The organism is Mesorhizobium sp. WSM4828 (assembly GCF_055811175.1).
Map to the genome: position 1 here is coordinate 25,644 of NZ_JBVVQK010000032.1, position 25,504 is coordinate 51,147.

At 60.8% G+C, this 25,504-nt stretch carries 12 protein-coding genes and 3 pseudogenes; 5 read left to right on the plus strand and 10 right to left on the minus strand.

Annotated features, from left to right (window positions below; genetic code table 11):
- Positions 1 to 141: 141 nt before the first annotated feature.
- Entirely contained in the window at positions 142 to 1,128 is a 987-nt protein-coding gene (locus tag AC0L2X_RS27255; protein ID WP_473600683.1) for a methyltransferase, read from the minus strand.
- A gap of 134 nt (positions 1,129 to 1,262) precedes the next feature.
- Here AC0L2X_RS27255 and AC0L2X_RS27260 point away from each other — a divergent pair.
- Positions 1,263 to 1,398: pseudogene (locus AC0L2X_RS27260) on the plus strand (alkene reductase); the annotation flags it as partial.
- Positions 1,399 to 1,602: 204 nt separating this feature from the next.
- Here the strand turns inward: AC0L2X_RS27260 and AC0L2X_RS27265 are convergent.
- The 3 genes and pseudogenes from AC0L2X_RS27265 to istA form a co-directional block, all read right to left on the minus strand.
- Positions 1,603 to 4,959, minus strand: coding sequence for an AAA family ATPase (locus AC0L2X_RS27265; protein ID WP_473562225.1), 3,357 nt, complete (start codon positions 4,957 to 4,959; stop codon positions 1,603 to 1,605).
- Positions 4,960 to 5,301: 342 nt separating this feature from the next.
- Positions 5,302 to 6,173: pseudogene (istB, locus tag AC0L2X_RS27270) on the minus strand (IS21-like element helper ATPase IstB).
- A 142-nt stretch (positions 6,174 to 6,315) separates the two neighbouring features.
- Positions 6,316 to 7,192: pseudogene (gene istA, locus AC0L2X_RS27275) on the minus strand (IS21 family transposase); the annotation flags it as partial.
- Between the two features lie 319 nt (positions 7,193 to 7,511).
- Between istA and AC0L2X_RS27280 the strand changes: the two are divergent.
- A complete protein-coding gene (locus AC0L2X_RS27280; protein ID WP_473600684.1) occupies positions 7,512 to 10,847 on the plus strand; it encodes an AAA family ATPase in 3,336 nt (1,111 codons plus the stop codon).
- A 234-nt stretch (positions 10,848 to 11,081) separates the two neighbouring features.
- On the opposite strand, the gene AC0L2X_RS27285 is transcribed toward AC0L2X_RS27280, so the two are convergent.
- The gene (locus tag AC0L2X_RS27285; protein WP_473562081.1) at positions 11,082 to 11,243 is read right to left on the minus strand and encodes a hypothetical protein; all 162 of its coding nucleotides are present in this window, start codon (positions 11,241 to 11,243) and stop codon (positions 11,082 to 11,084) included.
- 190 nt (positions 11,244 to 11,433) lie between these two features.
- Here AC0L2X_RS27285 and AC0L2X_RS27290 point away from each other — a divergent pair, with 190 nt between their 5' ends.
- Positions 11,434 to 13,170, plus strand: coding sequence for an adenylate/guanylate cyclase domain-containing protein (locus AC0L2X_RS27290; RefSeq protein WP_473562080.1), 1,737 nt, complete (start codon positions 11,434 to 11,436; stop codon positions 13,168 to 13,170).
- Positions 13,171 to 13,701: 531 nt separating this feature from the next.
- Here the strand turns inward: AC0L2X_RS27290 and AC0L2X_RS27295 are convergent.
- From AC0L2X_RS27295 to AC0L2X_RS27315, 5 genes are all read right to left on the minus strand, one after another.
- On the minus strand, positions 13,702 to 17,172 hold the full coding sequence (locus AC0L2X_RS27295) for an ATP-binding protein (RefSeq protein ID WP_473562079.1): 3,471 nt from the start codon (positions 17,170 to 17,172) through the stop codon (positions 13,702 to 13,704).
- A complete protein-coding gene (locus tag AC0L2X_RS27300; protein ID WP_473562078.1) occupies positions 17,169 to 18,428 on the minus strand; it encodes a metallophosphoesterase family protein in 1,260 nt (419 codons plus the stop codon). Before AC0L2X_RS27300 ends, AC0L2X_RS27295 begins: the two co-directional genes overlap by 4 nt.
- Before the next feature lie 151 nt (positions 18,429 to 18,579).
- Positions 18,580 to 18,846, minus strand: a complete 267-nt coding sequence (locus tag AC0L2X_RS27305) for a BrnA antitoxin family protein (RefSeq protein ID WP_473562077.1) — start codon at positions 18,844 to 18,846, stop codon at positions 18,580 to 18,582.
- A gap of 795 nt (positions 18,847 to 19,641) precedes the next feature.
- Entirely contained in the window at positions 19,642 to 20,304 is a 663-nt protein-coding gene (locus tag AC0L2X_RS27310) for a gamma-glutamylcyclotransferase (RefSeq protein WP_473562076.1), read from the minus strand.
- Between the two features lie 494 nt (positions 20,305 to 20,798).
- Positions 20,799 to 22,202, minus strand: coding sequence for an FAD-binding oxidoreductase (locus AC0L2X_RS27315; protein ID WP_473600685.1), 1,404 nt, complete (start codon positions 22,200 to 22,202; stop codon positions 20,799 to 20,801).
- Between the two features lie 86 nt (positions 22,203 to 22,288).
- On the opposite strand from AC0L2X_RS27315, the gene AC0L2X_RS27320 reads away from it, so the two are divergent.
- Together AC0L2X_RS27320 and AC0L2X_RS27325 are read left to right on the plus strand one after the other, a co-directional pair.
- Complete coding sequence (locus AC0L2X_RS27320) at positions 22,289 to 23,320, plus strand: GlxA family transcriptional regulator (protein WP_473600686.1); 1,032 nt, start codon at positions 22,289 to 22,291, stop codon at positions 23,318 to 23,320.
- A 255-nt stretch (positions 23,321 to 23,575) separates the two neighbouring features.
- Complete coding sequence (locus AC0L2X_RS27325) at positions 23,576 to 25,348, plus strand: adenylate/guanylate cyclase domain-containing protein (RefSeq protein ID WP_473562073.1); 1,773 nt, start codon at positions 23,576 to 23,578, stop codon at positions 25,346 to 25,348.
- Positions 25,349 to 25,504 lie beyond the last annotated feature (156 nt).

A 25,504-nucleotide genomic window follows, 5' to 3' on the forward strand; every position in this document is an offset into this window, starting at 1 on the left:
GACAGCCAGATCGGAAGATGGCGGCTCGCCTGGTTCTGATAAAGACCAAGAGCTGCCTGCTCGCCAATGAGCTCTTGAACAGGAACTCGAACTCGCCCATGCCGCTGTCCCGGAGACCAAAAACCAACTCTTCAGCCACGATCAGCCCGTGAGGCGCGCACGAAACAAGGTGGAGCCGTCCGTCAGGCGCGACCTGGAGATATCCCGGAATCCAGCGTCGGTCATCCACGCGCGATACTGACCTTCAGTGTACGATTCGCCGTGGCGATAGAGGTTCAAGAAAGTGACATTGAGAAAGACACCCTCAGGCGGGCCGAGGCGGTCGTCATCGACGACGCCCCACCCCGCAATTGCGATCTCGCCTCCCGGTGTGAGGCAACGCGCCGCGTTCAGGATCGAACTGCGCGCCTGGTCAGGCGGAAGGACCTGGACGACGGCCTTCAGGATCGCCAGATCGTGCCGACCGATCGATGGCGCGACAGTTATGTCCCCCTCTTCGACAACCACGTCGTCGGCACCGTATTCTGACAGGATATCTGGCGCGGCCGCTGCGACCGTTGGCAGTTCCATCAGCGTCGCCGCAATATGCGGCCACCGCTCGCGAAGTCCGACGAGAATTGTCCCGGGGCCCCCGCCGATGTCGATCACCGAACCGATCGCCGAGAGGTCCATCGCCCGGGCCAGATGTCGGCCGAAAATCACTCCGCCCGGTGCGAGCCTGCGGCTGAAAGCCGCCGCGGCCTCGGGCCCGGCTTCGGAAAAGTCGTGCAGCGCAGCCGGCCGGTTCTGTCGCAGCGACTCTGCGGTCAGCAAGTCGGCTCCCCAGAGCTCGCGCAGGAGTGCATGATCGCCGCCGCGATAAGTCGGCTTGGTCGCGTCGAGGAAGGCTGACGCTTCGGCTCCGTTGCTAAATTGACCATCCTTGACTTCGAGGAGACCAATGCTGGCGAGCGCGTAGAGGAGCCGCGACAGACGATCGGGCTCGACTTTGAGCGCGGCCCCCAGGCTGTCAGCGGTCATCGCGCTGCCACCGAGCCGGGTGAAGATGCCGAAGTCCAGTCCGGCGCGAAGCGCCAAGGCGGCGGGCACCGCTGCGATCAGCTTGTTGATCCTATCAGAATCCACCATGCCACATCCCCTCCCGCGACCCAGCGCCGGCGATCAGAAGTTTGTCACGGAACCGAAGAGCGTTTGAAGTAGCATGGTCGACCAGACCGATATAGGTGTCCAGTTGGTATTCGACGTCGAGACCGTGAGCGTTCGATCAACTCGACGCCTTGGACATCGTCTACATCCATGTCGTCGAAGGCGCCACGGCCGGACCGCGCGATGTCGCGCGGCGGCGCTTCACCAAAGAGCTATATCGCCAACAACGGTTATGATCTCGAACTCGCGACGTGCGGACGTTGAACTTCCAATGTCGGACGTTGTGAGTTGACCCGAAGCGGACCCTCAATGAGTTGGCGAGCATCATCCGCTCTGCTCACAAGCAGACCCTTGCGAGCAGCAGACCTCAGGATCACCCTGGCGCTTGGCAGCTGAGGCCCAGCCCCTCGTCGGATTGCATTGCCTGCTAGTTAGCCTCCAACACGATGCGGTGATCTAGAAAATGGCAGCAGCTTCGCGGATAACCGAGGTTTCTAGGCCTTCAGCGATTTCGCTAATCCGAAGCTGATTCCGATAGTCAGCTCGGAGCTCCTGGCCCGACCCTTTTGAGAGCTTGGCCAACTCGGTTGCTGCACGAACCGCCAACCAACACGCGCCCTGACTTATCGCAGTATCATAGGCTCTACTTAGGACTTTCATCCCTCGGGTCACATCCGCCTTGGCTACCAAGCAACCCTCAATACGTTCTATTTCAGCCCGCGCCCATTTTTCGTCGGTCTTGTCCATCGCCTCGATAGCATTTTCGATCGCCGCGAGGCCCTCATCGATCCGTCCATGCAGGAGGCAAATGTCCGCAATCGACGAATAGAAGTGTGGCAAGTGCAGCTCCGAGCCAGTCGAGCGCCATCGGTTAATGCCATCGCGCAGCATTCTGAGCCCTTCGTCGGGCAGGTCGCTGCCTATGGCCCAGCCGAGCAGAGTGCGAGCACCGCCAGACCAGGATGCCAGTCTGCGGTCATCAGCTAAAATGAGCATCCGTTCAGCGATCTCACGGCACTCGGCCGGCTCATTGCGGAAACGTCGGGCAAGAGCGAGATTCATGAGGATAAATGCCAGATTAAGCGGATGATCAAGCCGCTCCGCGGTTTCCACGCTTGACGCACAATTGGCGAGCCCGGTGTCGACCCGCCCTGCGAGCACCTGCGCCACGCCCAGATAGCTGCGACAGATCGAGGGGCCGTCCTCTCCATATCTTGCGACATCGAAATCCCTATCGGAGGTCGCCCAGGCATTAATTCCGGCCTCGGCTTCCCGTGCAGCATCCCCAATGGCACCGAGATAGAAATAGGACGTAGCGAGCGCCCGATGCGCCAAAGTCGTTTCCTCAACGTTTTCTCCGCGCGAGGTTTCGGCAAGGAGTTGCTTGGCCAGGTCTCGGCTCCGGTGCAGGTCAGGCCGGTCAAGGTAGAAGTTCCAAAGCGAACGTCGGACAAAAAAGAGGTTGGAGGTGAGGCCCGTGGCTATACAAAGCTCTTCGGCACGGAGAAAGTTCGCTTCAACCTTCTCCGACGCATATCCAGCTGACGCGTTCAGCGGGACGCCCATTTCAATCCGGATTCTGAGTTCAAGCTCATTTGTATCGCCCGATCTAGTGACTGCTTCCAGGGCATCTAGCGCGCCCGTGAAATGCGCGACCGCCTCCGGATTGGCAAATCGCGCCGCGGCAGCTCGCCCAGCTTGGAGGAAGCATTCAGCTGCCTCACTATACCGTTTTGCCGCCACAAGGTGATGTGCAACCAGCTCCGGTTCGGCCGTCGACTCCGAGCCGAGTTTGTCGGCCAGCCGGCTGTGTATGTCCTGGCGCACCGATTTCAACATACTGTGATAGGCAGCATCGCGAACGAGCGCGTGCTTGAACGTGTATCGAGCGTCCGAGCCTCTTCCGCGACGGAAGATCAGCTCGGCATCCACGAGCTTATCGAGTGCCTCTTCCAACTGGGCACCGCTGAGCCGCGTGACGGATCCAAGGAGGTCGTGGCGGAATTCGCGGCCGATGCATGCGGCCATTTGCGCAACTTCCTTGACCGGTTGCAATCGGTCGAGGCGGGCCATCAGCGAATCGTGCAACGTTAGCGGAATGTCGAGATTTGCGAGTCTGGCATGATCTTCGTCGAAGACGGCTGCGCGATCGAAGTGGCGGGCTTCGAGAACACCCTTTGTCAGCTCTTCAATGAACAGCGGCACACCATCCGTCGTGGCGATGATCTTGTCCACAATGGTGGGCGGTAGTCGAATATCGCCAGCGAGCTTCTCGATGAAAGCGGTGGTCTGTTCACGGCCCAGGCGATTAAGCGCCAATTTCGTCACTATGGGATGTCCGCCAAAACCGTGTTCGAAGGTCGGTCTCGTCGTCACCATCATCATGACCCGAGCGTGCTGAATCCGTTCGACACATTGATCCAACAATTCGAGCGTTGTCGCGTCAATCCAGTGGATGTCCTCGATCACGAACAACAATGGCAGCCTTGCTGCCGCGTCGAGGATGTCGTTCAATAATCCGTCAAGCGTTCGCGCTCGCAGCTGCTGCGGATTCAGGCCCGTCAAAGCATCTCTCTGATAGTTTTGAAGATCGAGCAGGGAAGCGAAGATAGGCAACAACGGATTCGCTGGACCTTTGGTGCCTTCGAGTTTTCTGACCTTCTCTTCGTCCCCGTCGGCTTCTCCAATACCGATAGTGCGGCGGAGCTGCTGAACAGCTGGATAGAGCGGCGAGCCAGAGTAATACGGCGAGCACTGATAGCTCAGCCGCACATGTTTCTCTTGAGAGACCGCGTCGATCAAGGCGCGGGTGATGCGAGATTTGCCGATACCCGCCTCGCCGCTGAGAAGCACGAGCTGGCCTTCGCCCCTCTTCGCTTGCCCCCAACGTTCGAGAGCAAGTCCGAGTTCGAGGTCTCTCCCGAACATGATTTGAGGAGCGCTCGTGACGCGCGCGTCATAGCGTGTCTCCACGGCATGTTCCCCGACAACCAGAAATGGCGAGACGGGTGTCGAAAATCCCTTCAGCTCGATAGAGCCAAGGCTCTCAACCGCGAATATTCCGCCGAGCAACTTTCTCGTGCTCTCCGCGACCACCACATATCCCGGTTGGGCCAGGGCTTGCAGCCGAGCGGCGAGATTGGGTGTTTCGCCGACGACCACTTCTTCGTGTGCGGACCCAGTCCCGATGACGTCTCCGACGACACATAATCCCGTGGCAATTCCCACTCTAGCTGCCAGTGGCACTTGACCAGGAGTGCGCAAACTGGCGACAGCTTTCACTATGGAACGTCCAGAGCGGACCGCCCGCTCGGCGTCCTCCTCGTGAGCGTGTGGCCAGCCGAAATAGCACAGCACGCCGTCGCCCATGAATTTGGCGACGTAGCCATCATAACGGGCGACCTCTGCAGCGACCAACGATTGATATGCGGCTAAGACCGAGCCCCAGTCCTCTGGATCGAGCGTCGACGCCAGCGCGGTCGATTCCACGAGGTCGACGAACATGACTGTGAGGTGGCGCCTCTCTGCCTCACTCCCCTCTCGCTTGGGTACTGCACTTTGGAGCGCATCCCGCTTGGCATCGTCGCCTGCTTTCGGCGGTTGGGCCGGTGGACGCGAGAGCTCGTCGATGGCGGTTAGGATTCTTCTCCGGTGACCAACAGACTTTACGCCAAGCTCCCGAAGGTCATCGTCGGAGAGCTTTGGTAGAATTGCCGGATCAATGTCGTTGTCGATGAATGCGCCGGCATACTGCTCAAGGCCCAAGCCTTGCAGCCATGAAGCGATCTCCTTGCCGCCCTGCTGATGATCCATCGAGGCAGTCAAACGCACATACTAAAAATGTCAATCGGACCGCCCCAAGGATTGCGCACCCGCTGCTCCAAAACGCTCCCAATCCGATTGCCGGGGCTCACTGCAGCTCCTGGGGCGAAGTAGAAAGTTAGCGCTTGGACGAGCGATGTCGCTTTTGGTGGACGGCGATAGCCGATGGAATGGCCGACATGCCGGTGCATTGCCGCCCGGCAGGGTGTGGGCCGATAGCTGGCTGGCGGCTTCCAGTGTGAGGTGTAAATGAGCGAACATTCAGCTCGGCGTTGTCAATGCCGCTCGAATTTTCCCCAAAAGTGCCGAAGTAAAATTCCCCAGTTTCGCCGCTCAGACTGTCGCGGAGGGGTGTCCATTTTTCGGTGGCCGGCCGCGCGGCCGCGATGGTGGATTTAATGTCGGCAGCGTGATGGAGGCTTTCGATCGCAAGTGTTCGGGCATGAGCTCGGCGTGCTGGCGGAGCCGATAACTCGATCCTTCGATCTGGACGACGACCGCATGGTGAAGCAGGCGATCGAGAAGTGCGGTTGCGACGACAGGATCGCCGAAGACCTCGCCCCATTCGGCGAAGCCGCGATTTGAGGTGAGAATCATTGCGCCCTTCTCGTAGCGGGCGTTGACGAGTTGGAAGAACAGATTGCCGCCACCGTGGACACGGGCAGGTAGCCGATCTCATCGACAACGAGCAGAGCAGGCCGGCAGAAGAAGCGGATGCGTTCCTGCAGGCGGCCTTCGCGTTCGGCCCTTGCCAGCGCGGCGATGAGTTCGGCGAGCGTGCAGAAATAGACGCTCTTTCCAGCCTTCACAGCCTCGACGGCAAGCGCAATGGCCAGATGGCTCTTGCCTGTGCCGGGCAGGCCGAGGAAGTGGACGACCTCGCAGCGGGCGACGAAGCCGAGTTGGGCCAGCGTGAAGATTCGATCACGGTCGAGCGAGGGCTGGAAAGAGAAGTCGAAGCCGGCGAGCGTCTTGACCGTGGCCAGGCGCCCCATGCGCAGTGCCGTCTTGATCCGGCTGTTCTCGCGCAGGGTCAACTCTTCCGAGAGCAGGATGTCCATGGCTTCGAGGGCGGCGATCTCGCCTTTCTCGAGCCGGCGCACGACATGATCGAGCGCTTCGAGCGCCCGCGGCATCTTCAGGCCGACGAGGTCGCGGCGGATCCGGTCGATGGTGGAGGGCGTGGTGTCGAGCGCGTTCGTCATGGACGTTGCTCCTTCGCCATCACCCGGGCGACGGCGTCGTAGAAGGCCAACGGGCGCTGAGCGACCCTGTCGCCCGAGCCATGAAGAATGACCTCGTCGTTCCTCAGTCTTTGTCGGCGCTTGTGGACGTGGATGTTGCGACCCGCTCCTCGGCGAAAGCTTCGTTGACGACACGCCTTGTGGTGGCGTGAACCCTCGGGTTTGCGACCGTGTCCAGCCAGTGACGCAACTGGGCGTTCAGGTCTTCGAGATTGCGAAAGGACCGGGCCCGGAAGAAGTCCTCGCGAATGTAGCGGAACGGCCGCTCGACCTTGCCTTTCGTTTTGGCGCGGTAAGGCCGACACGCCTTGGGATGGAAACCATAGTGGCGGGCAAGATCAACGAGGGCACGGTTGTAGACGATGCCGCCGGTATCGCCTTCGCCGATCACAGCCGTCTTCATACGGTCGTAAAAGCACTTCGCGAGGAGCGCCGCCCAGCGCCTCGAAAGCCCCGGCATGGCAGCGCAAGACAGTCGGCAGATCCTGGTGGACGACGAAGCGTGCCCAGATAAGGCGACTGAAGCCAAGCACCAAGGAGAATAGCCAGACGATTCTCGGCGTGGTCGGCTCATCGGCAAAGACGACATTGAACTGGGCGAAGTCGACCTGCGCCTGCTCGCCGGGCGGGGTCTCGAAGCGAACCTCGTATCCACGCTCCGCCGCGGCAGGACGGACGTCGCGCAGGAAGTCGGTAACGGCCGTGTAGCCGCCGCCATAGCCGAGGTCCTTCAGTTCGCGGAAAAGCCGGCTGCCGGTGAGCCCAGGACATCGCGTGACATGTTCGCGAAGATGGGCCGTGAAGGGATCGATTACCGCCTGACGCGGCTTGCGCGGTCCGTAGGCCGGAGCCTCGAGCCCGCGCGCAATGTATTTGCGCACCGTCTTGCGGTCGATCCCGCTCTCCCTGGCGATCGCCGACACCGACAGGCCCTGCCGATGCAAATCCAGTATCATCATCATCTCCCCGATCTTGATCACCGAAATCCCTCTCCCGACCATCAGGAGAAGCATCAACGATCATGCGCCGCCGGTCTCCCGGAGCGCGCTCCGGAAGACCGGCGACAGCGCTAAACTGGGGAAGATTCAAACGGCACTTCTGGGGAGTATTGAGCCGGCATCGACAGGCGTAGGCTCTGTCCTCACCTGACCGATGCGGACGCTTGACCACTAGGAGCGTATCGTCCGCTTTGCTGCCAGAAGCTATCACCGCCCCGGTAACCGTGTCGGACTACAGCATTTCCCTGGCATCTGAGTTAATATTGCGGTTGAGGACCTAATTCAGCCTAGGGAGAGCTGTGTGGACGTTGCTGCTTGGTTGCGAGGTCTCGGCCTCCAGCAATACGAGCAGGCATTTCGCGACAACGCGATCGACGCGGAAGTCCTGCCGGAACTGACCGATGCCGACCTCGAGAAGCTCGGTATGCTCCTCGGTCATCGCAAGCGATTCCGCAAGGCGGTAGCGTGGCTGGGGCCGTCGCCAAGCCATTCCGACGCGAGCACCGATGACATCGCGGCTCAGAGCCGCACCCAGGAACCGAGCGCGGAGCGTCGACAGCTGACCGTCATGTTCGTGGATCTCGTCGGCTCGACGGCGCTGGCGACGCGTCTGGATCCCGAAGACCTGCGTGAGACCATCGGAGCGTATCACCGCTGTGTCTCCGATACGGTCGTCCACTTCGGCGGCTTTGTCGCCAAGTATATGGGTGACGGAGTTTTGGTGTATTTCGGCTATCCGCAGGCGCACGAGAACGCCGCCGAGCAGGCGGTGCGCGCTGGCCTTGCTCTCGTCGATGCCGTTAGGCTACTCCCAGAGCCCGAGCCATTGCGGGTTCGTATCGGCATCGGCACCGGACAGGTCGTCGTTGGCGATCTGATCACCGCCGGCGAAGGGCAAGAGCGCGGCGTCGTCGGCGAGACGCCGAACCTCGCCGCCCGCCTGCAAGCTCTTGCCGAACCCGACGCGGTCGTGATCGGGCCGCAAACGCGGCAGCTGGTCGGCGATCTCTTCGAATACCGCGATCTTGGCGCCGTCGAGGTGAAAGGCTTTCCGGAGCCGATCCATCCCTATCAAGTGGTTCGTGAGAGTTCTGTCGAAAGCCGGTTCGAGGCGCTGCATGGGACGACGCCCACACCGCTGGTCGGGCGTGACGACGAGATCGACCTGCTGCAGCGCCACTGGCATCGCGCGAAAAGTGGTGAAGGTCGCGTGGTGCTGCTCTCAGGCGAGCCCGGCATCGGGAAGTCGCGCCTGACCGTGACCTTGCAGGAGCGGATCCAGAATGAGCCACACACCCGCTTGCGCTATTTCTGCTCGCCGCACCATCAAGACAGCGCGCTCCACCCGACCATTGCGCAGCTAGAACGTGCCGCCGGGTTGGAGCGTGACGACACGCTTGAGAGGAAGCTGGATAAGCTTGCGGCCCTGTTTGGCCCGGCCTCGCCGGAGGATGGGGCGCTGCTGGCCGAGCTGCTGTCGTTGCCGACCGAAGGCCGCTTCCCGCCTCTCCAACTGACGCCCCAGCGCAAAAAAGAGAAAACCTTCGATGCGCTGCTCCGGCAGCTCGAAGACCTGGCGCGACAAGGTCCGGTGCTGATGCTCTTCGAGGATGTGCACTGGGTCGACCCCAGCTCTCGCGAGCTGCTCGACCTGGTCATCGAGCGGGTGCCGCGCCTGCCAGTGCTGCTTCTCCTCACGTTTCGCCCCGAGTTTCAACCGCCGTGGATCGGGCAGTCGCAAGTCACGGTTCTGGTCCTCAATCGGCTCGACCGTCGTGAAGGCGCCGCGCTGGTCCAGCGGGTCGTCGGCACAGGAGAGCTGCCGAGCGACGTTGTCGCGGAGATCATCGAGCGCACGGATGGGGTGCCATTGTTCGTCGAGGAGCTGACCAAGGCGGTGTTGGAGAGCGGCAACGCCAGGACAGTGCTCTCAAGAGCTGCTGCGACGGCGTTGAACGTCCCCGCCACGCTGCATGCATCGTTGATGGCGCGGCTCGATCGCCTCGGCTCAACGGTTAAGGAGGTCGCACAGGTCGGCGCGGTTCTCGGTCGGGAGTTCTCCTACGAATTGCTGGCAGCGGTCGCACAGCGAAATGCCGCTGATCTAAATGACGCCCTGGATCAACTCGTCGGCGCCGGTCTGGTGTTCTGCCGCGGGAGGCGGCCAGTGGCCACTTACCTCTTCAAGCATGCGCTCGTTCAGGACGCAGCGTATGGCACGCTGCTGCGCGCCAAGCGGCAGGAGATACATAAGCGTGTCGCAGATGTGTTGGAGGAAAAGTGGACCGAACTCACTGAAGCGCAACCCGAGCTCCTCGCGCACCACCTTCAGGAAGCTGGGGATTGGGCCGGCGCGCTCGATCACTGGCAAAAGGCGGGAAGGGCCGCCGCGGCCAGAGCTGCCACTCGGGAAGCCGTGTCGCACTTTGCCAGTGCTATCGACTGCAGCAGGAGACTTGGCGATGTGTCCGGCGGCGCCGAACGGATGACCCGTCTCCACCTTGCGATGGCCAATGCCTTGATGCAGGCTGAAGGGTATCGTTCTGAGCGCCTTGGGAAGACGCTTGAAGATGCACGTCTTGCCGCCGCGAACACTGCATCGGTCGAATTGCAATGTGACGTTGCGCTTTCACTCGCTCCATTTTTTTATGCCACTGGGCGCAATCAAGATTACCTGACCCTGGCCGAAGAGCAGCTCGCAAACGATGCCAATCTCGTTCCAGCGGCCTATCTGAGTGCACTTTGGGCGGCAAAGGGGATTGCTCACTACAACCGGGGAGAACAACCGCTGGCAGCGGAGGCCCTACGCAAGGCCTTAGCTCTGATTGAACGTGTTGAAGCAAGTCGTCGCATCTTGTTCGCTGGTGCGGATCAACGTCTCTCTGCCCAAGAATATCTTAGCGACTCACTGATCATATTGGGCTTCTTTGACGAAGCCATCGAAGAAAAAGAGCAACTGATTCGAACCGTCAGTCAGCCCGATAAACCCTTCGACCTCGCCTGGTATCTTCTCGCTCAGTGTGAATTTTTTGCTATATTCGGTCAATACGAGGAACTACTTGAGACCGCCACGAAGATCGTCCAAATTTGCGAGCGGCATGGCTACGCGGCGCGGCGAAGCAGCGGCATCAGGTGGCGTGGCTATGCCCGCTCGCATTTAGGTGAACTTGAAGCCGGCATCGATGACGTCCGGGAGAGCACGATTCTCTGGCGTGGGCAGGGCGTCGTATTTCATACCCCCGAGAAAATATGCGCACTCTGCGATCTTCTCCTGCGGGCCGGTCGCATCGAAGAAGCATCGCAAGTGCTTGATGACGTCGATGCGCTCATTCTCGATACGGACGAAGCATGCCATCTAACAGAATGTATTCGCTTCCGTGGCCAAATCGCCGCTCGCCGAGGTGACCTGACGGGTGCCGCTCGGCTATTCGAAACAGCAATTGCCACTGCCCGTCGGCAGCAAGCAAAACTGTTCGAGCTTCGCGCCGCAACGCAACTCGCACCAGTTCTGGCACGTCAAGGTCGTGACCACGAGGCCGCGACGCGTCTGCAAGCGGTGGTCCACACATTTAACACCAAGTATCCAATCGTCGACCTCATCGCGGCACAAAGGGCGCTGCACGCCCTGAGTCGTTGAAGTCGCGTCATCTGCGTCGGATCCGACAACGTAGTTTGCGTCGATTTGATGCAAGCTTGGGTCATTGCGCACGCGAGATGCGGGCGTCATTCCGCTATGTTCCAGTCCAAATGGACCATTCCATAGCGATTTGTATCACAGCTTGTATCTCAGTCCGTATCGCACTGCCAATGCATCCGGGCCGACGTAACCGATACGGCGATCGCTCTGCACCAGGGTCGAATTGTCAAACTATTAGGAGATGGCGCACTTGTCGGCGTCTTCGACAGCGTGGTCGATGCGGTAATCTGCGCAGCCGAAATTCAAAAAGATGTGGCCGTTCGCAATGGTGGACTGCCGGAGCATGAGCGGATTGTGTTCTGCATCGGGATAAATCTTGGCGATGTGGCGTCTCATATAGCCGCAACATGCCGTTGCTGGCACAGAACGGGAAGGAGGATGTACCGCGCCACCTATGAACCCTGCTCGCGCGTTGGGACGGCGAAGGCAAGTCAAACCGACGTGCACGGACCAGAGCGGAAAGGTAGGCGAATAGACTCCTCCTCGTGATACTAATACAATTTGCCGCAGTGAGAGCACCCCTGCGATGTCCGAAGAGCGCGTTCAACGCCGCCTTGCTGCCATTCTGGCCATCGACGTGGTTGGCTATAGCCGCCTCACGGAGCGCGACGAGGTAGGTACCTTGGCTACGCTCAAATCTCGACGCCGAGAGATCCTTCATCCAGTGATCTCCAAACATCGCGGTCGCCTCATCAAACTGATAGGGGATGGCGCGCTAATAGAGTTCGGAAGCGCGGTCAACGCCGTAGACTGCGCTGTCGAATTGCAGAAAGCTATGGATGCCGCGAATGCAGATGTGGCTGTGGACCGACGCATTGTATTGCGTGCTGGAATTAATCTCGGCGATGTGATGGTGGAGGGCAGCGATCTCTACGGCGACGGAGTCAACGTTGCTGCTCGGCTCGAGAGTCTGTCGGAGCCCGGTGGATTATGCATCTCGGGAAGCGTCTTCGAGCAGATCAACGGCAAGCTGCCATATTCATTCGTTTCGTCGGGCCCGCAGACTCTCAAAAACATCGATCGACCGATCCAAACCTATCGGCTCGCGGGCAAGGATGGAGCCGCGGCGATAGTCTCCGCCGTCGAACTTTCTCTTCCCAATAAGCCGTCAATAGTGGTCCTCCCCTTTGTGAATATGAGTGCTGACGCCGAGCAGGCGTATTTCGTCGATGGATTGACGGAGGATCTGATTACCGACCTCTCCAAAGTGCACGAGCTCTTCGTCATCGCCCGGAACTCATCCTTTGCCTATAAGGGCAGGTCGGTAGACACCCGCCAGATCGCTCGCGAACTGGGCGTGAAATATGTACTGGAGGGTAGCGCCCGACGGGTGGCGGACCGGGTGCGAATCAATGCCCAGCTCATCGATGCACCCGCCGGTGGGCACATCTGGGCGGATCGCTTCGACCGGGACCTTGCCGATGTCTTCGCGGCACAAGACGAAGTCGTCGGCAAGATTGTGGAAGGGCTCGCCGGCAAGTTGGCCGCGGCAAACCTGAAGGAGCGTTATCGGCCAACGAACCTGGGGGCCTATGATCTGTATCTACGGGGGCGGGCTGAATGGGCACACTCCACCGAGGCAGGCGTTGCGGCCATTCCCTTGTTCGAGCGGGCCATCGCGCTCGATCCTAACTACGCGGATGCCTATCGCTGGTTGGCAATCAGTCAGTGCGAGGCTTGGGTCTTTAGGAACCATCCGATGAATCCCCTTCGTCAACAGTCTGTGGCGTCGGCAAGAAAGGCGATTGAACTCGATCCCGAAAATTCTGGCACGCATTGGGTGCTCGCGTTCATACTCCTCCTTGAGCGCCAATGGGATGAGTCTGCCAAAGAGTACGAGATTTCGCTCCGCCTCAATCCAAACGATGCCGATGCTTGGGCTAACTTCGGGGATTTGAAGACCTATGAGGGTCGCGGAGCAGAGGCCATCGCCTGCATCGAGAAGGCATTTCGCCTGAATCCGCGCCCGCCGAGCTGGTATTTCTGGTTACTCGGAGGTGCCCAATCCGCTGCCGGTAAGTATGAGGAAGCAGTGAAAACTCTGAGGAATGATGCAACCTATCGAACCGAATCCAGGGTTAATTTGGCCTCGATCCTGGCGCGGCTCGGCCGGTTAGAGGAAGCGCGTGAAGAGGCCACGCTATATCTGGCAACAAACCACCATTTCAAAATTAGCCATTGGGTCGAATCCCAGCCCTATCGCGACCTGGCCTTGCGAGACATGTACCTCGAAGGCCTTCGCAAGGCTGGCTTTCCGGAATGATTAACTTTTACTCGACGGGCCACCATGCTGGAGTCGGCTTGTGGAGGCAAAAGCTTTCAAAACTTCCAAATGCGGACCCAACTACAAACCCTTGCCCAATGACACCAATTGGGAAATGTGACCTTCAAAACACGATCAATCAGCTGTCCCCGCATGCAAAGCGTTCGTTAGAAGTACAGGTAGGATCAATCCCTCATCGGCAGCTTGCCGCTGATCCTGATAGAATTGATGCTGCTGCCGATCAATGCCTGGCCTGTTCGAACTTCTCCATCAAACTCAGACGACCGAATTAACAGCGGGGTCTGAAAAATACCAACACCGCATCTCTGGCTGCTGCTCCCGTCGGCGCTTTCCTTCTGGGTGCTCGGCCAGATCTGGCTTGTGATCGCCGCTAGACTAGCGTCCGCTTTCAGCCAGTGGCAAAGCTCGCCGCAACGGCCGAGATAGGCGCGAAGCGGTCATCCAAGGTTCGGCCTAGGAAAGTCGTCTTGGTAGCAGGGGCATCAACTCATGCCACGCGACAGCAGGCAACTATGCGAGCTCGTGGATCGTTACGCCCGGCACAACAGCCTTGGCAATTTCGCACAGGTGCTGGTGATGCGTCAGATAAATCACCTGACCCGCACTTGCCATCTCGCCAAACAACCTGAAAACCTCCTCGGACCGGAAATGGTCGAAGGTCTCCATGATGTCATCGGCAATGAATGGCACTGAGGGTCGGAATTGGGCGAACTCGTAATAACCGGCAAGCCGCAGCGCCAGATAGAGCTGAAAACGCGCCCCCTTTGAGAGCGCGTCGGCGACCTTGGACTGCCCGTCGCGCTGCAATGCAATGAGGACTTCCCCGCCTTTCACAGGTTGGGTCGCAAGCCCCGAATACTGACCGCGCGTGATGAGTGCGAAAGCGTCAGATGCCCGCTTCATCATCCCGGAGCGATGGCGCTCGCGGTAAACGCGCAGAGCGTTCCCGGCGGCCATGACGCCCAGTTTCAGCTCGATGTAGCGGACCGCCTTTTCTTCGATTTCCAGAAGAACGGTGCGGCGCTCCGCATCTATCCGCGCAACCGCGCTGTCGCCGCCGATTGCGTCCAGCTTGTCGGCCGCCCGGGTCTGGCGAATAAGCTGCTGTTGTATCGCTTCATCGAGATCCCGAAGCCGCTGCTCACTTTCGGCCTTCACGACCAGGAGGCTATCGACCTCGACACAATCCAGCACGGAACGCGCCTGGTCGAACCCTTCCACCGCCAGCTCAGCCGACAACTGCTCCTCAAGCTCGGCAACGGCAGCGCGCAGCCGATCCCTTTCCCGTAGCAACTCGTCGCGTTCGACGACTTCCGACAAGGTGGCCACGCCGAAGGCGGCCAAGACCTCACTTTTGCGTCGCTCATGCGCCGCTATCTCGAGATTGAGACTGTCACGAGCGTCCTGCAGGCGCTGCAGGTCATTGATGACGTTTGTCTTCAGCTCCCTGGCGCGATCGGCGCGTTCCAGACGCTCAGCTAACCGAATGGCCAACTGCTCCGGTTCGTCGCCGTTCGCGGGCTCACCCGCTTCAGCCGCGGCAGCGGTGACCTCGACAATGAAATTGTCTCTGTCTGCCTCCATTTTCTCGATTCGGAGCTGCATGGCATCCCGCTCCTGCATGCTTTTCGACAGCTCAGCCAATTGATCGAGCACGTTGCCGACGCCAGGCGCCGAAATGCCGCTTTCAAGCCAGGTGCCGGCAAGCGCCTCCGTAATGCCGGCCAACCATTCCTCCTCGCGCCTTTCAGCCACGTCCAAAGCCCGCCGTCTGGCGGCCAAGTCCTCCTCTTTCGCGCTCACGGTCTTAAGCGCCTCGGCACGTTCCGCATCGACTTTGAGCTGCCTGTCGAGGAACAGTTCTGCCACGGCCATGGCTGTCTCCACGCTGTCGCCGGGTTCCGAGTCTATGCCGACGCTCGCCAGCGCCCGGATCAACTCCAGCTGTACCTGCTCTCCCTCGTCGAGCGCGCGGCGGGCTTTCTTGCGTGCCAGCTCGACTTCTTCCCAGGCCGCGAGCGCATCACTGCGGCCAGAGGCACGATCCTCCATGATTTCGATCAGACGCTCGGGCGAGAATTCCAGGCATTCTGCCAGCAGCTCGCTGGCCACCGCGCGAAGTTCGAAGAGTACAGCCTGATCGTCCAGGTCGATCTGCGCGAGCTGGTCGCGGATACGTGTGATGGCGGCTGTTGTTTCAGCGAGGCTGCGGATTGTTGTGCGGATCTCGGCGAGCTCCCGCGCGTTGGCCAGCCGAACCACTCCAACACTGTCGTCACGCGCCAATAGGGTCTCGAATTCGTCCGCCGTTTCGCCGCTGAGCTCACCTCGATGCCTTGCCCAGGCCTCATCCCGGGCGCGGCGAATGGCAGAGGCCGCTTCATCGTCGGTTACATCGACCGAGGCACGAAGCGCATCCAGGCGCGCCGAGAGCAGGTCCTGACTGTCCTGGTGTTCGGCGAGGCGTTCGGACAGGACAGCCCTGCCCTTTCCCAGCTCTGCTGCCCGAGTTTTCCAGGCGCCAACCTGCCCAGCACTGGGAACCGGCAGCCTGGCCAGTGTCTGGGCATCTCCGGACCAGGGATGCAGGCGAGGGATTGCCGCCTCCCATCGAACCGTGCCCGCGTCCTCCGCCTCGCGCGCCATCCTGACGTCTTTCAGGTGCCCGCTGGCTCGCGCCTTCGACAAAGCTGAGGCCAGCCTTGCCCTTGCAGGTTCGGGTACAGCCCTCTCTTGCCCAACCCGCTCGCGTGCCGCCTGCAGTGCATCGAGCGCCGCCGCGGCTTCGTTGCGGGCAACGCGCACGCTGGTGGCGATTCCCGATCGCTCCTCGAGCATGGCGCGGACGGCGCCAACGGTGGCAGCAGGCAAAAGCAGCGCAGCCGGGTCTGCCTCGGACGACCTCCCAAGCGCGGCAAGGCAAGTCGCCACGGCTTTGTCGAGTATCTGCAGCTCGGTCCTGCGACTTGGCAGGTCCAGCCCTGCGGAGACATAGCGCACTTTGCGGTCCGCGAGCGCCCGAACCCGCTCGGAGATTGCCAGGATCGCCTCGTCCACATCGAACGACGCGACTCTCATTGTCACGCGCTCGGCGTCATCGAAGTTCCCTGACAGCCGCGTTCTCAGGCTGGCGTCGTCGTCGATCAGTTCGGTGACGCTGCCTGTCCAGGTCCGTAGTGGTGAGGGAATGTCAGGCAACTCGGCAAGCTGGGCTGCCTTGCGCCGGATGTCGGCGAGGATTGGGATCGCGCGAAGATACGTGGCAATCGTGTCGAGCCGAGCCGACAGCAACGACCGTTCGGCGATACTGCGGCCATACTTTTCCGTCGCGTCGAGACATTCGGCCTCAAGGCTCTCAAAAGTCGAGGCCAAGGTGTCGATCGCGTCCCTGCGTGACTTGAGTTCCGCAAGCCGCTTCTTGAGCAGCGCAAGTTCGGTTCCGTGCGCCTGCTTGCGATAGAGCCTGTCCGCTTCGGCCTCCAGTGCGCTCAGCGTGTCGCTCGCATGCCCAAGACCGGCGCTGGCGGTGAACAGGAGCTTGCCCAGGTCGCCGCGGGACTCCAGGATCGATTTTCCGCCTGCTTCCAGCGTCTCGTCGTCCAGCGAGAACATGGTCTCGTAAGCGTCACGCGACAGACCTGCGAGATGCGCCGTTATCGCCACCTCGCTCACCGGTTGGTCGATCGCGTTCAGCAGCGAGTTGGTGCGCTGCTTGGTGCGCGTGAATGTGTGCTCAGTCCCGGCGAGTTCGAGCACCCCGCCGATACGCATCGCGCTGTATTCGTGCAGGAAATTGTAGCGGCTGCGTTCCTCGATACCGAACAGCAGGTCCAGATAACCGGAAAGCGCGGTCGACTTGCCGGCCTCGTTCAGCCCGAACACAATATGGAAGTCGGGACCGGCCTGAGGCCTTGGGCCGAAGTCGATCGTCCCATCGGTGAACTTGCCGTAACGAATGAGATCAAGGCGCCGGAGCCTCATTGCGCCCCACCTGCCTTGAGGCGGGCCGTGACCAGGTCGGCGCCGCTGGCAAGCACCCTGTCGAGGAACAGTTCCAGCCCGGCTTCGTCCCGTCCGGCGAAGTCGCGCCCGTCCGGCGGCAGATCGGCAACCATCTTCTGGACAAGCGCCCTCGCCTCGGCGCGGAAGGCCTCTGACTTGGCATCGGCATGCATGGACTCGGCGAGTTCGAAAATCGGATCAGCGATGCCGTCGGGTGTTTCCGCGCTCTGTGGAACGAGATCAAGCTCAAGCTTTTCCACCCATGTGTCGCCCGTCTGTTCCGCCGCCTGCTCGGCTTCGGCCAGCAGCAAGTCCCTATCGCGGATCAGCGCCCAGGACAAAGGCGCCGCCCCGGCCAGTCCGAGACGGACCACAGCATGGCGGGACCTGACGGAAGCCCGGATCTCTTCGAGCGCGGATCGGACACGGCCGACGACCTCGGACCATTCCACCGTCCCGGTCAGATCGACGCTCGCCCGCTCGAACTGCGCGACACTGGTCAGTCTTTCCTCTATTTCGACGGACCGGTCATCTCGTATCGTTACCAGAGTAACGGATTTCTCTCCTGCCTCGTTGATGTCCCTGCCCTGCGGCATTCCCGGCATCACCACCGTGCTTGCTCCAGCATGGACTTGGCGGACGTGGATATGTCCGAGTGCCCAATAGTCAAAACCATGGCTGTGCAGGTCTGCGACGCTGCAAGGGGCATAGACGTCGTGACCGGGCGATCCAGCAAGGCTCGTGTGCATGATGCCCACATTGACCCCACCTTCGCGGGCGGCCGGATACTTGGGCAGCAGGCTTTCCGGCGCCTTGAGGTTGGCGAAGCTCAATCCGTGGAACATGACGTCCAGCCCGCCGGCTGTTTGCAGCAGGGACTGGGGACGGCCGCCGAAGATCGTCACAGTGTCGGGGAAGACGAGTTGTTTCGATATGCGCGACAGGGCGTCGTGATTGCCGCGGATCTTGAAAACCCTGATACTGGCCTGGTGGAGGCGGGCCAATTGCGAGCCAAGGAACCGGGCGGTTTTCATCGAAGTCTGATCGCCATCATAGAGATCGCCGGCAATGACCAGCGCATCGACGCGCTCGGCAAGGCAGAGATCCACGATTGAAACAAACGCCTGACGACTGGCATCTCCGACGAGTTCGGCAAGATCAGGGTTTCGCAGCGCCAGCGAACGCAGCGGCGAGTCGAGGTGAATGTCGGCCGTGTGTACGAATCGAAATGCCATTCGGGTCTCCGCCCACAGAGCATAGAGGGGTTCGGCCGCGACTCGATGCAAAAATCCAGGATACGCGTTGTTGGTGGTCGAAAAGGCAATCGCTTACGCTTTACGCTTCCGTTTCAACTCCATCTGCTCGCCGCTATCGGCGCCGTGCCGATCAGTAGTCGTTTGATCGTTCGCCATCCGCATTGGACGGTTTTTTGGAGATAACGCGCCGCAAGGTGTCGTTTATCCGATCCTGCCAGCCCGGCCCCTCTTCCTGGAAATGGTCCAGCACGGCCCTGTCGATCCTGATCGAAACAAGCTCTCTGATGTTCGGAGCAGCGAACGGTCCGCGAACCGGCACCGCCGGCCTTTTGATCGGCTTAAAGGCGGCTTCAGCGGCTGACATCGGATCTGTGGGTCGGCGTGGAGGATTTGCCATTTAATGATCCTGACTGGTCATAATGCTTGTCGAGCGGGACAGTGCGAATGTGCGAATGCGCATCATAACTGATGACCGCAGCCCACCGAACGACAAAAAGAAAAAGGCCGGACTGTTTAGCCCCGGCCAAGTATGAAAGCTGAAACCTCCAATAGGGAACGCGCCGGACAAATGGGAGGAGACATCCGACGCAATGTCCATGTGGGCCAACTTAGGCTCTCTTTCAATGACATTGCTGTGGACCACCTGTAGCCACTCCATGGAGCCAAGGATGCAACAAGCTGCACGCGGTCGTCGGGCAATGCCGCGCGGCCACCATCCTACGCGGGAGGATAGGCAAGCCCGAAAAAGGCAGGGGAACTTCCCGCCTTCTGTCGCCAGACAATTTGGCTCACACGATCGTTTCTGAACACTTGCAGCAATCTGCCGCCCAGGTCTCCACATCACGCACACGCGCCGTGCCCGCCCTTCCATAGCTATCCTGGGTTTCTCTGGGCACGCTCATTTGCGCGCGCTCATTTGCCCGGTACTCAACTACGGAGACGACGATGGTGGCAACAGCCAATTGAATGGTGGCCGCGAAACGTGGGGCACGATGCCAGTGCGAGATAGCCGGCTGCGACTTGCTGGTGCTCAGCGCCGGCCCCGTCGATTAGCTTCTTTCCGAACTGACTCAAGTTGCACTCTCGCGTTCCAGTCTGCAGAAGCACAAACCAAGAACTTGGCAGGCGTGGTGCCATTGCTTTCCAATTCGCCACCTAAGTGGGCATGGTCCGAGGGTTGAGTCCCGTTGGCTCATTTCACGGGAAGATCCTCGGCCGTCGACGCTTCGATGCGTTCGGCTATCAGCTCTTGCAAACGCCACAATTGGCCGTCGTGAATCCCCATACCTTCAAGGTGACTTACAGTGCTGTGAAGATAGTCGGCCATGGAGCCCCACGGACCGCACGCGACCGCGAGCGCGTCGGCGATCTGTTCCAGCGACAGCCCGCGGACATAGCGTCCGCTGTTCCGGTTAATCACAAAGGTGATCGCTTGGAGCGGTCCGTTCTCGGTGCGAACATTCACCCAGCGCGGCGAATGAGCGGACGGCTTGGCGCGCATCTCACGACGAAAGAGCCTGCCGAGATTGGCCTCGATAGCATCCGGCGGCAGGCGATAGACCGCGCCTTTGCACTGCCCGCCACGGTCGAGCGACAACATGAGACCAGGTTTGCTGTCTGATCCACGAAACCACCGGTCCCAACCGAGGCAGAAGGAGCGGTGCCACCCGGGCACGAAGCCTACCCGCTGCTCCACGAAATCACAGGCCGGGTTCCACATCAGAGATCCATAGGCAAAGAGCCAGACATCATCAGCTGACCGTGCGGCGGCTAGTATCGCCCGGACGGTGTCATCATGGTCGGCATCGGACGGCGCGGTGAAGGGCTGTGGCAGAGAATCGTCCGCACTGAGCACTCTGGCGACCAACTCGGGCGTTAGCCGCATTGCTCACTACACTCGCAGCAGTCGACCAATGCATCAAGTGTCAGATTCGCACCACTAGGTACCAGGACTGGGTCTGGTTGGTGCGGGGAACAAAGTCGATCAAAGTAGGGCGCTCAAGGAAATGATTGTCCTCAACGGCCACCTTCAGGAGGGGCTTGACGCCCTCTCGGCACCGCGCCGTTCTACTCGGTAGGAGGCACCACAATGCACTCTTATGCAACTTTCGGTGCACAAACCATGAACATGCTTTAGGTTGAACTTGCCGCCTCAAGGTCAGCTTGGCGCCTCATGTCGGCCGTTCGCCTCCATCTGCTTAATTCCTGTAAGCGGGCGTTCTCCTGGGCTCTCAGGCCTTGGACGCTGACTTAGCGGACATCGCGGCGACCACGCTCGCGACTCAGCGCGATCAAAGCCACCACGGCCGAGACGAAAGACGCAACCGTACGCCCAATTTGGATTGTACGTCAGTGCATTGGCAGGATGTTCTGGTTGAGGCGGAACAGATTGTCCGGATCGTATCTGTGCTTGATCTTGGCGAGCCGCGCGTAGACCTCGGCTCCGAAGGCGTCGCGCACGAGATTCGCTCCTTCGCCATGGCCGGGGAAGTTCAGATAGAAGCGGCCGGTCGAATAGCGCTGCATGTCCTGCCAGAAGCTGCGAACCCAGCCGATGTTCGCATCGTCATCGTCAGCGCCTGGCCAGATGGCGTCGAGGCTGAGCATGAAGGGCATGGAGCGGTCGCCGAAGGCGGTCGCATCGGCTGCAACGCGCTGGACGAAACCGCCGAACTTCCAGATCGAGGCGAAGGTCATCTCGGAGGGCCGCTTCGCCATCCGCGCGGTGATCTCCCCGATGACCTCGTCGTCGAGGCGCGAGAGGTAGGTGGATTTCCAGTAGCAGCGGTCGCGGCCTTTCGGGAACAGGCCGTCATAGAGCGACTGGATGGTGCGATATGGCATGCGGCCGCTGAAATCGACGAGCGATTCGCCAAAGCTGCGCAGCGGCGCCGCGACGCGCTCGCCCTCGTCCGCCGGTCCGTCATAGACATGCGCAAGCGCCAGGACGCGGCGGCCCCAGGCGTGTTCGGGAACGGAGGGATCCTCCGGAAGGGTGGAGAACTCGGCCAGCCCGCTCAGGCGGTCGGGGGCGGTTAGCATGAAGTCGCGCCAAAGCGGAATGATCTCGTTGGCGCGCTCTTCCGGATAGGCAGGACCGCAGAACATCAGCTCCGGTTCGATCGGGTGCAGCTTGAACTCGAAGCTCGTCACCACGCCGAAATTGCCGCCGCCGCCGCGCAACGCCCAGAAGAGATCCGGGTTCTGCGTCGCATCGACATGGATGAGGCGTCCATCGGCGGTCACCAGATCGGCGGCCAGCAGATTGTCGACGCTGAGGCCGTGGCTGCCGCGCAGCCAGCCGATGCCTCCTGAGAGTGTCAGGCCGGCAACGCCAGTTGCCGAGATCAGGCCGCCCGGCGTGGCGCGGCCAAGCGGGGTGGTGGTCGCATCGACATCGGCCCAAATAGCGCCGCCCTCTACGAAAACACGATCGAGGCCGGCGACCCGCACGCCACTCATCAGCGACATGTCAATCATCAAGCCGCCGTCGCAGACGGCATACCCTGCGACATTATGGCCTCCCGAGCGGATCGCGATCGCCAGCCGCTCTTCGCGCGCGAAATTCACCGATGCCGCGACATCGGCAGCATTCCGGCAGCGCGCGATGACGGCGGGACGGCGGTCGATCATGCCGTTCCAGACGACCCGCGTCGCATCGTAGGACGGGCTAGACGGCTCCAGCACCTCGCCACGCATCGTTGAACGGAAGCTTTCGATGCTCGATGGTGCAAGGGTGGCGGCGGTGGCCATGTGGCGGTCTCCTCGTTTCACACACGCTAGCGCAGCGCGGGCACGGGCACTAAAGTCGAAAATGCTGGAAGGCGGTCATTTCTGCCATGGTTGAACAGACCGGCCCATTGAATGTGGCGATCCTTGCCGTTCCGGAGCCTACCGCCTCCACGATCTACGGCATGTTCGACCTGTTTTCCTCGCCCGGCAGGGATTTCCTGTTCATCACCAGCGGTGCGGCGGGCACGCCGCGCATGCGGCCCTATGTGGTTGCTGGGGACGGCAGCGCGTTTCGCGCCTCAAACGGCGTCTGGGTACGCCCGGACCACGCGCTTTCCGACTGCCCGCGACCCGACATCGTCTGCATCCCCGATTTCTTCGTCAATCCGGGCGAAAGCGTCGCCGGGCAGTATGATGCCGAGGCCCGCTGGCTACGGCAGGCGCATGCGGACGGCGCCATGTTGGCCAGCGCCTGTTCCGGCGCGGTCCTGCTCGGCGAAGCCGGCTTGCTGGAAAATCGCGAGGCCACAATCCATTGGGGCTATGTCGCGACGCTCGCTAACAACTATCCCGGTGTGAAGGTGAAGGCGGGCCAGTCGCTGGTGCTGAGCGGCGAGGCCCAGCGCATCGTCATGGCCGGGGGCGGCTCGAGCTGGCAGGATCTCGCCCTCTATCTCATCGCCCGCTTCGTCGGCCTCAAGGAGGCGATGGAGGTCGCCAAGGTCTACATGCTGCAGTGGCACGACATGGGCCAGCAGCCCTTCGCCGCGCTGATCCGCTTTCGCCAGACCAGCGACGCTGTGATCAACCGCTGCCAGAAATGGGCGGAGCTCAACTACCGGACGCCCTCGCCCGTCGCCGCCATGACCAGGCTGTCAGGCCTGTCCGAGCGCTCCTTCGTGCGCCGCTTCGCCAAGGCGACGGAGATGAAGGCAATCGACTACATCCACGCGCTCAGGCTCGAAGCGGCCAAGGAACTGCTCGAGACGGGCGACCTGCAGGTCGAGGTGGTGGCCAATGAAGTGGGCTATGAGGATGCGAGTTTTTTCGGGCGCCTGTTCCGGCGCAAGATCGGACTGACGCCCCAGCAATATCGCATTCGTTTCAGTGCTCTCCGGCGAGCGCTGAGCCGCGATTAAATGTCAACCGTCGCGGCGCGATGCCCATATTCCGCTTAGCGCTTATTAGCCCGGCCATATCCACGCCGAAAGTGGATGAAGCTCCACAGACCGCTTACAGCTTTGTGTTCAAACGACACGAACGGACCTAGCGTGGTGGAGACATTGGGTGGTGGACGCCCCCACCCATACCAATTGGACGGAACTTCGGGTATCTTTCTCTATTGAATTGTCCGACTTCTCGTCGGGCGCTTTTGTGGGGCCAAAGCCGCTCCCATGCGTCGATCGCTATTCCGGAAATACTTTCTGGTTTTGTTCGCGGCGGTCGTTTTTCCGATGGCTGCTAGTGGCATCAGCGAAACGTGGTTCAGCTATGTCGACCAGCGTGCGATCCTCAGTGCCCTGCTGCGGTCCGAGGCAACATCGGCGGCCGACAGGATCGAGAGCTTTCTCGACGACATCAAGATTCCGCTCGGCTCCACGATCCCCGAGGACGTGTCGGCCCAGGCCGGCGTGAAACAGCTTCGGCTCCTTGTCGTACGCGTGATGCACCAGGTCCCGGGAATTCTCGGCATCAGTTTCGTCGACGGCGCCGGCGCTGAACGGCTGCACGTCTCGCGCACGGGCTCGAACAGGACGGAAGGCGGGGCGGATCGCTCGGGCGATCCCGCTGTCGTGGGCGCCAGGACGGCGAAGGTCTGGTATGGCCCGGTCGCCTATCGCCAGGGTTCCGAACCGTCGGTAACCATGGCGATGGCGAACTACGACGATACAGTCCTAAAAAACACGATAATCGCCGAAATCAGCCTGAAGCCTATCTGGCTCATCGTTTCCGAAATCCGCGTGGGCCGCAGCGGCCAGGCATTTGTCGTCGACCAGGCCGGCCACCTCATCGCTCACCCCGCCATCAGCAAAATGATGCAGGGCGCCGACGAGAGAGCAGCGTTGGCCCTGCGCGGATTGCGGGATGCGATCGCTGCCGCAGGCGGCACTGCGATTGCAAGCCGCAACGCCGAGAATGAACGCGTTGTGACTGCTGGCGCGCCGGTTACCGCGGCCGGCTGGACGGTAATTGTCGAGCAGTCGCAGGCAGAGGCTTTTGCACCTCTATACGCTTCATTGTGGCGGACCGGCGGGTTGTTCCTCGCCGCCACAGTCCTTGCGGCGGTACTCGCCTATTGGCTTGCCAGACGGATGAGCGGGCCCATCCGATTGCTGGAAGAAGGCGCCCTCAAGATCGGTGCCGGGCAATTCGATCATCGGATCAACATTGTCAGTGGAGACGAACTCGAGCGGCTGGCTGCGCGGTTCAACCAAATGGCGCAGGAACTCGCCATATGGCCGGACCGCGCTGAGCGAATGACGCGTTTGAAGCGCTTCCTGGCACCACAGGTGGCGGAGCTCGTAGAAAAGGCTGGCGACGAGAGAATGCTCGCCGGACAGCGCGCGGAAGTGGTCGCTGTTTTTTGCGATTTGCGTGGCTTCACCGCATTTTCGGCGCACGCTCAGCCTGAGGACGTCATGCAGCTCTTGCGTGAGAACTACGAGGCGCTCGGCGCGATCATCACCCGGTATGAGGTGATGCTGACCAGTTTTTCGGCGGATGGATTGATGATTCTCGTCAACGCCCCGGTTCCATGTGAAGAGCTGGCGCTTCATGCCGTAAAAATGGGTGTCGACATGCAGGAAGCAATTCAAGAACTCATATCTGGGTGGAGGCAGCGTGGCTATCAGATTGGCTTCGGCATGGGGCTTGCGATGGGGTGGGCAACGGTGGGTCGCATTGGTTACGAAGCCCGCGTTGACTACACCGCGATCGGCAATGTCGTTAACCTTGCGTCGCGGCTGTGTTCGTGCGCTGAGGATCGACAAATACTCATCGATTATTCAGTAGCGCGCCATCTGCATGACAAAATACCGATCGTTGACCTCAGTACTCGCCAGTTCAAAGGCCTAGACGGGCACGTTCGCGTCTACAATGTTGAGACGAAAGACAGACCGGAATTGGCTCCCAATCCGAATGGTGTGCCGCGCAGGGCTAGGCTCTAAGCTTGATGTCCGCCTCCCTGCCTTTGGCAAACACGAGCTGCCAGTCTGCTTTCGGCATGTCAGCCGTAGAACTTTGTCGCTCCCTGGAAGCAGACATCGCCGGCGACGGTACTGGAGGTCACAGTTGCGCCATTTCCGGCGTCCGCCGAAACAGCA

Coding starts and splice junctions, on each gene's coding strand:
- AC0L2X_RS27255 (WP_473600683.1), bottom strand. CDS start 1,128: ATGGTGGATTCTGATAGGATCAACAAGCTGATCGCAGCGGTGCCCGCC.
- AC0L2X_RS27265 (WP_473562225.1), bottom strand. CDS start 4,959: ATGGATCATCAGCAGGGCGGCAAGGAGATCGCTTCATGGCTGCAAGGC.
- AC0L2X_RS27285 (WP_473562081.1), bottom strand. CDS start 11,243: ATGAGACGCCACATCGCCAAGATTTATCCCGATGCAGAACACAATCCG.
- AC0L2X_RS27290 (WP_473562080.1), top strand. CDS start 11,434: ATGTCCGAAGAGCGCGTTCAACGCCGCCTTGCTGCCATTCTGGCCATC.
- AC0L2X_RS27295 (WP_473562079.1), bottom strand. CDS start 17,172: ATGAGGCTCCGGCGCCTTGATCTCATTCGTTACGGCAAGTTCACCGAT.
- AC0L2X_RS27300 (WP_473562078.1), bottom strand. CDS start 18,428: ATGGCATTTCGATTCGTACACACGGCCGACATTCACCTCGACTCGCCG.
- AC0L2X_RS27305 (WP_473562077.1), bottom strand. CDS start 18,846: ATGGCAAATCCTCCACGCCGACCCACAGATCCGATGTCAGCCGCTGAA.
- AC0L2X_RS27315 (WP_473600685.1), bottom strand. CDS start 22,202: ATGGCCACCGCCGCCACCCTTGCACCATCGAGCATCGAAAGCTTCCGT.
- AC0L2X_RS27320 (WP_473600686.1), top strand. CDS start 22,289: ATGGTTGAACAGACCGGCCCATTGAATGTGGCGATCCTTGCCGTTCCG.
- AC0L2X_RS27325 (WP_473562073.1), top strand. CDS start 23,576: ATGCGTCGATCGCTATTCCGGAAATACTTTCTGGTTTTGTTCGCGGCG.